Raw genomic sequence first — 9530 nt, 5'->3', positions numbered from 1 at the left:
ATAGTTGTCTTGTGCTCGCTTTTGACAAGCTAGCATATTGCTTTTTTCTTCTTTTACATACTGGTTGTTTTGTTCAGTTTTCAATGATCAATGTTTCTACCTAATTTTAAAGTAGCAATATTATTATAACAAAATAGGTAGAGTCTGTCAATAAGTATATTAATTTCAATATTCTTGAGTCAACTTTTAATATATTACGCTTGTTTTTATAAAAAGTCAATAGTTTAATATAGAATTTTTTATAGTGAGAATATGTTCTACAAGTGGTAACCAGCCATTCACATTTCTATTATTTCTTAGAATGAACGTTGATTCCCTTCAAACACAGCTTCATTCAAAACTGTTTTATTAATAAAATCAGATCTCCTGCTCAAAAAAATGCTATTCTTTCATTATGTTTATGTTTTTTTATATCTATATTACCTATATAATATAGACTAACTCTTTTATATTAAGGTACTCTTAATATTGTTAGAGGTTACTTTTCTTAGTGCAGATCGATGAACAAAAAAAGAGGGATCAACATGGAAATCATTATTTCAAATAGATCAAAAGAACCCATTTATGAACAAATCACCAAACAAATCCAAGCCAATATATTATCCGGCGATTTAGCAGAAGGACAGGCATTGCCTTCCATCAGGAAGTTAGCTAAAGATTTACAAGTCAGTGTCATCACGACCAAACGTGCTTATGAAGAATTAGAAAAAGCAGGATTCATTTATTCAATTGTTGGAAAAGGCTCATTCGTAGCAGAACAAAACTTAGAGGTTATTCGCGAGAAAAAGCTCCAGGCAATTGAAGAACAACTGGGATCTGTTATTTCGAATAGCAAAGAAATTGGTTTGCCTCTCGATGAGTTGCAGCAATTGTTAAAAATTCTTTATGAAGATGAGGATAATGGCTGACTAACCCACTTCATAATTCCGAAAAATCAACCTATCATTATCTGAAGGATAAACAGAGAATCTATTAGAGAACATACCAGTAAGATAGATTCTCTGCTGTAATACTTACCACTTGGCACCACCTAAAGTGGAAGCAATGACGGAAGTAACTTTTCACCTCCATGAACGTTACTTCTGGAAATTCCCATCCTAGCTGCCAGACGGTCCCGCGTTTTTTCCTACCTTGGATATTTTACATACGGAAATAATTCGCGCTTGATTGTCGTATAATTCGTTTCCCTTGCAATTACATGTTCAACCACAACTTATGCTCGGTCACATAATATGATTAGTGATATACAGAACCGAAAGCCAATTCATCGCCACCTTTCCACCTGGCTTTTGCTCTTAACATTCCTAAACATGGAACATTCTTGACTATAAAAGTTAAAATGCCTTTCGTTGATAAATAAATTGACTGAACAGCCATGAAAGAAGATACAAACCGATTGCAATACCAGCACTGCTAAAGTAAATCGTTGTCATCGATAAACTGGTGAGAAACTCTGTAATGGAAGTAAGATGTTTCGCCAAAAAACGAATCACTGGCGGCATAACTGCTGCTAAGGCGATAATGGAAATCAAAACTACCATACCGATATATCCGGGTTTTAATATATAAAATAGTGGAAAAGCAAAAGCTGTAAACAAGAAGAATAATCCTGCTGCAATAGCTATATCCCTTAACATATATTCATAATTAAAAACAAGCAAAATAATACCTGCCGCACCTATTGAACATAACATATAGACAATGGCGCCAAGATATCTAGCAGCAACAATTTCTTTGCGTGTATATGGCAGTGAATTAAGCAGAATATTAGATTCAACCCGTTCATCATATATATAGGCATTCAGCGGGATAAAGGTACTAGCCACAAAAAAAATGAAAGCTGGACTTACATGCTTAGCAAAAATAGCAAAGAACATGATAAGCGGAATAAACAAGAGGATCTGTGCTTTTTGAATAATGACATCTTTTTTGATCAAATTAAACATATTGATGATTCGCTCCTTTCACATAAAACATAATATCCTCTAAAGTTGCTTCTTCGATCATGACTTGATTCCCAAATAATTCTTTTATTTTCCCTGCATCATTTGTCAAAGCTTGAAACATGTCCGAAGAATGCTCTATTTTGATAAAGTTTTTTTCTGTATCGGGATCAAGTAAAGCAGGATCACCTTTAATTAAAGCATACTGTTTTTGTATACCCTCCAAGGAATCATTGAAAAGAATGTTTCCCTTCTGAATAAATGTTATATAATCGGCAATCCGTTCCAAATCACTAGTAATATGTGTGGAAAAGAAAAGAGTTCGACTTCCATCTGCCATAATATCCTGTAAAATATCTAACAATTCTCTCCGAAAAACGGGATCTAAACCAGCTGTCGGTTCATCCATCAGAATGAATTCAGCTTCATGGGATAATGCCATAGCCAAAGAAGCTTTCATCTGCATCCCTTTAGAAAAGGTTTTAACCGCTTTATTTAATGGCAGCTCAAACTTCTGAATATAGTTATAAAATTGCTTGTCACTCCAATTTTTATAAGCCGGTGCAATAATCCGCCGGATATCCTTCAAATGTAAACCTTCATAAAACACATTGCTGTCGTAAACAAATCCCAGCCGATCCTTTATCTCTCGCCCACAGCTGGCATAATCCAGTCCGAATACTTTTATTTCTCCCTCATCCGGTTGTAAGAGATTCATCATTAATTTCATAGTGGTCGACTTCCCCGCTCCATTTGCCCCAATAAATCCTGTTACACAGCCTTTTTTTATATTTAGATTGATATTTTCTAAGGAAAAATCTTTAAAATGCTTGCTTACACCTTTTAATTCCACTATATGTTCCATCTTTCTCACTCCTCATCTTAATTTTTAAAAACAGCAAACTTTCATTAAGTAATTATTTTTACTGCTTCAAATTAAAGTATATATACAATATATACTATATTAACAATATATGCAATACTAAATTCTCATTTTCATTCACCAGCTGCATACTTTCAGCTCTTATTGCTCAAAATATAATATAGTTACAGTTACCACCGAAAGGAGAACCGATTTTATGAGTGAACATAAAGACCTAAACAAAAAAAAGAACAGCAATTAAAATCGATGTCCGGTTTGACAGAGTGAATCAAATTTAATGACATCTTGGATGAAAAAATCGGGAAATTGATGGCGACAATATCAAAGTTTTCGTCATCTGTATAGAACTTAATAGAGAATCCTCACACATTACGTACGGTTTCATTACAGCCTCGAGAACCAATAACTTGAGAAAACCTCACGAATAACGGTGTTTTTTTGGCAGGGTCCTGTAAAAAATCAGCTATAATGACATCACTCATGGATTGGTACAATTCAAATTCTCCATAAGCACCGTACCCTCTTGCATGAACGACCCGTTTTGGTATTCTTTCACGGTCAAAATGAGCCAGTCTTTCCCTGGCGAGAAAATCTTCAATTAGGGTTGGACCGCGATCACCGGCTTTTAAGGAATTTTCATTATCGACAATCTTTTCCCCTTCATTGGAAATCATCTCTTGGTTACAGGTATCTCTAATCCTGATGATGAATACCCTCAAGGTCAAACGGCACACGACACTTTTTGGGATTTTATGGGCAGTAATCCAGAGACAACACATATGGCTATGTGGATTATGACTGATCGAGCCATTCCAAAGAATTACCGAACAATGGAAGGCTTCGGAGTTCACACTTATCGTTTTGTAAACAAAGACGTGGTTGCTCATTTTGTAAAATTCCATATCAAGCCTGTACTAGGCGTCCATCCTTTAATTTGGGATGAAGCACAAAAGCTGGGCGAAGATGCCGATTTTCACAGAAGTGATCTATGGACAAATATCAAAATGGGAAATTATCCGGAGTATGAACTTGCCGTACAAGACGTAGAAGAATCTACTGTAACGAAATCGTCTCCGGCAGTAAGTCTGCAAAATACAAATTTTGTGGCGGATACACTTAAAGTGACTGTCTTTCTTGCAGAGGGATTTCTTGGAAGTGATGTTGATTCCCTTATTAAGCAGTGGACGGAGGCAGGAATGCACCCTGTTATTGTTAGCGATAACTTTGGTGAAGTAAGCAGCAGCGAAGGGTATACGTATAAGGTGGACCAAAGCTTCCTGACAGGATCTCCATTAAGTTATGAAGGAGTATACCTTGTTGGCGGGAGCGAGGCGAATGATTATTTCTATCACCAAGCCCGTAAATTTATCAGGGAGATGTACAAACACTTCAAACCAATAAGCTAAGCGCAAGAGAAGAATGTAGTCAGTTGTTTGAGGAAATGGGTATTAAGGATATACCGGGAGTTATTATTGAAACAGATAACCAATTTGGACTTGCGTTTACACAAGCGATGACCAAGCAGCGTTTTTGGGAGCGGCCTAGTTATTTTTACTATGCTTACAATAACAATCAAGCAGCCATCGGTAGATTTTCCCTGTTCCCGATGGCTGTTTGTTTGAAGAGGTTGTTCAAAACCAACATGTCCTGACATCATTACCACTGAAAATTTTAGTCACCTTACTAATTTTGTTCATTTGTGTGGATTTAATGATTCACACGCCTTGCAGATGATATCACATTCTCGTGTAAGTAACACAGTCAAGAAGTCAACCTCCTATGCAAGTTTGTTACTCATGTTGTAAAAGTTTTAGTTAAAAAGCTTTGCGCTGATAAACTGTTTGACTAAATAACCACGACACTGTATACACTATTACAATAAAACCTGCACTGCCTAAATAGAGTGTTGAGGTCGAAATGCTTTCTAAATAATGAACAATAGGTATCAGATAGTCTTGCAAAAATGTGACAGCATGTGGACTTAGAATAGTTATCAAGACAATACCAACCAAAATCACTGTTCCTATATAACCTGGCTTTAATAGATAGAATAGCGGAAAGGTAAAGGCAAATAAAATAAACGTGATAGCTGCCCCTATTGCTATATCCGTCAACATAAAGGACCGGCCAAACAAGTAAAATAGGGTACTTGCTAAACCAATAGATAATGCCATATAAAAAATAGCGCCAATATATCTAGAGGCAATAATTTGTTTACGTGTATACGGTAAAGAGTTTAGTAAAATATTTGTTTCAGCCTGCTCATCATAGGAATAAGCATTAATGGGAATAAAAATTCCAGCAAACATAAAGATGTAGAAGTCAGGCAAGTGGGAACCTATTAAAATAAGAAAAGTGATGCATGGGACAAATAGAACCAACTGTACTTTCTGTATAATTAAATCTCGCTTAATTAAGTTAAACATATAGATTTCGTGCCCCTCTCACGTAATACATAATCTCCTCTAAGGAAGCCCTTTCCATCACCACATGGTTCCCGAAGACTTCTGTTACTTTTGCTACATCATTTGTTAAGGCTTGAAACCCGTTTCGGGAACGATCTATTTTAATGAAATTCGCTTCCGTATCTCGATCAAGCAAAGCGGTACTCCCCTTCACAATCGCATACTGTGTCTGAAGTTCATCTATAGGCTGATTAAACAGGATTTCTCCTTGATCAATCAGGGCAATATAATCGGCAAAGCGGTCTAAGTCACTTGTAATATGTGTCGAAAAAAAGATACTCCTTTTCTCATCTACCATCAATTCTTGAAAAATATCTAACAGTTCCCTTCGAAACATCGGATCTAATCCTGCTGTTGGCTCATCCATAATAATTAATTCGGCATTATGGGACAAGGCAATTGCCAAAGAGGCTTTCATCTTCATACCTTTAGAAAATTTCTTTATTGGTTTATGAACAGGTAATTCAAATCGATCTATATAGTTCTTGAATTGTGTTTGATCCCAGCGTTTATAAGCTGGTGCAACGATTTTGCCAATATCTTTCAGACTTAAGGCATTGTAAAATATATTGTTGTCATACACAAAGCCGATACGCTCTTTTATTTCTTTAGCATAAGTAGCGTGGTCCAGGCCAAACACGGTCACCTCTCCTTTATCCGGCCGCAGCAGGTTCATCATTAGCTTGATAACGGTCGACTTCCCAGCTCCATTTGCTCCAATAAATCCTGTCACATAGCCTTGTTTGATCTGTAAATTCATGTCCTTTATTAAGAATGTCTTAAATGCCTTGGAGACATCCCGAAGCTCTATCACGTTTTCCATCCCGCCTCACTCCTCATACAACAACTTCAACAATTCTTGCAGTTCTTCATAAGTTAGGCCGATTTCCCTGCTGTTGGAAATAACCATACTTAATTGTTCTTCAATGACCCTTAGCTTTTTTTCATGAATAACGTCCAGATTTTGTTCAGCTACAAACGAACCTTTTCCAACAATGGAGTAGATAAACCCTGAGTTCTCCAATTCTTCATATGCCCGTTTGGTCGTGATCACACTTATTTGTAATTCCTTAGCCAGTCGCCTAATGGAAGGCAATGCTGTCCCTTCCTCCAAATCACCTGTCAATATTGCCGTTTGGATTTGTTTCATAATTTGCTCATAAATAGGCTCTTTCGAACTGTTTGATATTATAATTTGCATGGCAATACCTCTTTTATTATTGTATCCCTTCCATGTTCACAACTAGACACAGCTTATTCCTTTATAAAGTAAGATATATCCAGGTGTCTGCGTTCGTTATCTTCATGAGGGCAACATATAAATATCGTTTAATTAACAACTAAATCGTCATATCCAGCCTTTTGTTCCCTATAATTATATATACCTAACATAAACACTATATACAATAATAAAACATCATTTTCTTTAGATGTCAAGCTTTTTAAACAACCTGTTAAAAGGCAGAAGCGGCTGATCTATAAAGACCACCCGCTTGCTTCCATCCTGCTATTAATTTGCTACAATATTAACTAATTTACCTGGTACAGCGATCACCTTACGGACGGTTTTGCCTTCTATTCGTTCTTGGATCGTCTCTAGTGATAACGCCTTTTGTTCCATCTCTTCCTTCGTTGCATCCTTGGCAATCATCATTTTAGCACGGACTTTACCTAGAATTTGAATTACCACTTCTACCTCATCTTCGACCAGCTTGGCTTCATCGTAAGCAGGCCAAGCTTCATAGGCAATGGTTCCACTATGTCCCAAACGCTCCCATAATTCTTCAGCAATGTGAGGGGCAACTGGTGAAAGTAATTTAACAAATGACTCTGCATAATGCTTCGGAATGTCATCTGCCTTATAGGCTTCATTAATAAATACCATCATCTGTGAGATACCGGTATTGAAGCGTAAATCTTCAAAGTTCTGTGTTACCACCTTCACCATTTCATGGTAAGGTTTCTCCAAAGTATCTGCTTGTTCACGGTTTGTGATTTTCTCAGAAAGCTTGCCTTCGTCTGTAATAAATAAACGCCATACCCGATCTAAGAACCGGCGTGCCCCATCTAAACCATTTGTACTCCAAGCAATAGAAGCATCTAATGGTCCCATAAACATCTCATACAACCGAAGCGTATCTGCTCCATGTGTTTCGACTATTTCGTCCGGGTTAACGACATTTCCTTTTGATTTACTCATTTTTTCGTTATTTTCCCCTAAAATCATACCTTGGTTATACAATTTATAGAATGGTTCCTTCGTCGATACCACACCGATATCATATAAGAATTTATGCCAGAAACGGGCATATAACAAGTGTAATACAGCATGTTCTGCTCCACCGATATATACATCAATCGGCAGCCATTTCTTCAATAATTCCGGATCGGCCAACTGCTCTGGATTATGTGGATCAATATAACGCAAGAAATACCAGCAGCTTCCAGCCCATTGCGGCATCGTATTTGTCTCACGGCGCCCCTTCATCCCTGTCTCCGAATCAACGACATTAACCCACTCGGAAATATTAGCAAGCGGAGATTCACCGGTACCCGACGGTTTAATTTCATCTATTTCCGGTAGTACTAAAGGAAGCTCTGCCTCTGGTACAGCAGACATGGATCCGTCTTCCCAATGAATAATTGGAATCGGTTCGCCCCAATAACGCTGACGGCTGAACAGCCAGTCACGCAAACGATAAGTAACTTTCTTCTCGCCGACTCCGTTTTCTACCAGCCAGTCGATTGCCTTTGTAATGGCTTCTTCTTTATTTAATCCATTCAAAAAGGCTGAATTGATATGCGGTCCGTCACCTACAAAAGCCTCCTCATCAATGTTTCCACCTTCTAAAACAGGAATAATCTCCAAGTTAAATGCTTTAGCAAATTCATAGTCACGTTCATCATGCGCAGGTACAGCCATGATTGCTCCAGACCCATAAGACATCAAGACATAATCCGCTACCCAGATCGGCAGCTTTTTGCCATTGATTGGATTAATCGCATAGGCACCCGTAAAAACGCCTGTTTTATCCTTTGCCAAATCGGTACGTTCTAAATCACTTTTTGTCTTTACTTTATCTAAATAGGTTTGTACGTCTTGCTTTTGCCCATCTGTTACAATCGTCTCCAGCAACGGATGTTCAGGTGCTAAGACGGCATACGTTGCGCCAAACAATGTATCAGGTCTAGTTGTAAATACATCGAAAGACCCTTTATGATCTGCGATTTGAAAAGTGACCTCTGCCCCTTCTGAGCGGCCAATCCAGTTGCGTTGCATATCTTTAATACTTTCTGGCCAATCTAATTCTTCTAAATCTTCTAATAGCCGATCCGCATAGGCAGTGATCTTTAACATCCATTGTTTCATCGGCTTGCGCTCTACAGGGTGCCCGCCACGCTCACTTTTGCCATCGATAACCTCCTCATTTGCTAACACGGTACCTAAAGCCGGACACCAGTTAACAGGTACTTCATCGATATAGGCTAAGCCTTGTTCATATAATTTAAGGAAAATCCACTGTGTCCACTTATAATAGTTTGGATCGGTTGTATTTACTTCTCGATCCCAATCATAAGAAAAACCCAATTCTTGAATTTGACGGCGAAAGGTCTGAATATTTTTCAGGGTGAATTCAGCCGGATCATTACCTGTATCTAAAGCATATTGTTCTGCAGGAAGACCAAAGGCATCCCATCCCATTGGATGCAACACTTCGTAGCCCTGCATGCGTTTCATTCTTGATAAGATATCTGTAGCAGTATACCCCTCTGGATGGCCAACATGCAGTCCTGCGCCTGATGGATATGGAAACATATCTAAAGCATAAAATTTTTCCTTATTTGATTCTGTATTAGTGGCAAATGTTTTATTTTCCAACCAATAGTTGCGCCATTTCTCTTCTATTTTGATATGGTCGAATGACATCACTGTTCCTCCTTCAACATCCTAATTAAGTCGCACCCGTAAACAAACGTATGTTCTCCAACGCAAAAAAATCTCTCTAATCCCTTAATGGGACGAGAGAGATTCCCGCGGTACCACCCAACATTAGTGTTATCTCTAACACTCACTTCACTTCCTTAACGCGGAAAACGACAAAGACTACTCATTTCTGTTCACCTTTGTAACATCTGAGGCGAGTTCATAATATGGCAAGGATGGCTTGCACCTACCGCCACTTCTCTAAACTTGTCATTATTATTACTATTCCTCATCATCGTCATATATACAAAAAC

General features: G+C 37.9%; 9 protein-coding genes, 2 pseudogenes and 1 other annotated feature. Of the genes and pseudogenes, 4 read left to right on the top strand and 7 right to left on the bottom strand.

The annotated features are described in order from the left end of the window. Window positions 1-524: 524 nt before the first annotated feature. The gene (locus JOD18_RS16220; protein ID WP_204670179.1) at window positions 525-908 is read left to right on the top strand and encodes a GntR family transcriptional regulator; all 384 of its coding nucleotides are present in this window, start codon (window positions 525-527) and stop codon (window positions 906-908) included. Window positions 909-1334: 426 nt separating this feature from the next. Here the strand turns inward: JOD18_RS16220 and JOD18_RS16215 are convergent, their stop codons facing one another. From JOD18_RS16215 to JOD18_RS16205, 3 genes and pseudogenes are all read right to left on the bottom strand, one after another. Then, window positions 1335-1946 carry an ABC-2 transporter permease gene (locus JOD18_RS16215; protein ID WP_204670178.1) on the bottom strand — a complete coding sequence of 204 codons (612 nt, stop codon included), beginning with the start codon at window positions 1944-1946 and terminating at the stop codon, window positions 1335-1337. After that, window positions 1939-2808 (bottom strand): ABC transporter ATP-binding protein, encoded by an 870-nt coding sequence (locus tag JOD18_RS16210; RefSeq protein WP_204670177.1) that lies wholly within the window; start codon window positions 2806-2808, stop codon window positions 1939-1941. The genes JOD18_RS16215 and JOD18_RS16210 overlap by 8 nt, the downstream gene beginning before the upstream one ends. Window positions 2809-3074: 266 nt before the next feature. Continuing rightward, a pseudogene (locus tag JOD18_RS16205) lies at window positions 3075-3560 on the bottom strand (catalase); the annotation flags it as partial. On the opposite strand from JOD18_RS16205, the pseudogene JOD18_RS24345 reads away from it, so the two are divergent. The 3 genes and pseudogenes from JOD18_RS24345 to JOD18_RS16195 all read left to right on the top strand — a co-directional run. After that, window positions 3525-3878: pseudogene (locus tag JOD18_RS24345) on the top strand (catalase); the annotation flags it as partial. The pseudogenes JOD18_RS16205 and JOD18_RS24345 sit on opposite strands and share 36 nt — an antisense overlap. Window positions 3879-3929: 51 nt before the next feature. Continuing rightward, window positions 3930-4232, top strand: coding sequence for a DJ-1/PfpI family protein (locus JOD18_RS24340; protein WP_338029558.1), 303 nt, complete (start codon window positions 3930-3932; stop codon window positions 4230-4232). 23 nt (window positions 4233-4255) lie between these two features. After that, window positions 4256-4477 (top strand): hypothetical protein, encoded by a 222-nt coding sequence (locus JOD18_RS16195; protein WP_204670175.1) that lies wholly within the window; start codon window positions 4256-4258, stop codon window positions 4475-4477. A 163-nt stretch (window positions 4478-4640) separates the two neighbouring features. Here the strand turns inward: JOD18_RS16195 and JOD18_RS16190 are convergent, their stop codons facing one another. The 4 genes from JOD18_RS16190 to leuS all read right to left on the bottom strand — a co-directional run bounded on the left by JOD18_RS16190 (window position 4641) and on the right by leuS (window position 9219). After that, a complete protein-coding gene (locus JOD18_RS16190; RefSeq protein ID WP_204670174.1) occupies window positions 4641-5252 on the bottom strand; it encodes an ABC-2 transporter permease in 612 nt (203 codons plus the stop codon). Then, window positions 5245-6114, bottom strand: coding sequence for an ABC transporter ATP-binding protein (locus JOD18_RS16185; protein WP_204670173.1), 870 nt, complete (start codon window positions 6112-6114; stop codon window positions 5245-5247). The genes JOD18_RS16190 and JOD18_RS16185 overlap by 8 nt, the downstream gene beginning before the upstream one ends. Before the next feature lie 6 nt (window positions 6115-6120). Then, window positions 6121-6492 carry a GntR family transcriptional regulator gene (locus JOD18_RS16180; protein WP_204670172.1) on the bottom strand — a complete coding sequence of 124 codons (372 nt, stop codon included), beginning with the start codon at window positions 6490-6492 and terminating at the stop codon, window positions 6121-6123. Between the two features lie 309 nt (window positions 6493-6801). After that, window positions 6802-9219, bottom strand: a complete 2418-nt coding sequence (gene leuS / locus JOD18_RS16175; RefSeq protein WP_204670171.1) for a leucine--tRNA ligase — start codon at window positions 9217-9219, stop codon at window positions 6802-6804. A gap of 85 nt (window positions 9220-9304) precedes the next feature. Continuing rightward, window positions 9305-9521: a binding site (T-box leader), on the bottom strand. Window positions 9522-9530: the final 9 nt, after the last annotated feature.

The sequence above is a fragment of the Gracilibacillus alcaliphilus genome (assembly GCF_016909015.1).
Lineage (GTDB): Bacteria > Bacillota > Bacilli > Bacillales > Amphibacillaceae > Gracilibacillus > Gracilibacillus alcaliphilus.
The sequence above is the reverse complement of the archived record's forward strand: the minus strand, read 5'-3'. Positions and strand labels throughout refer to the sequence as shown.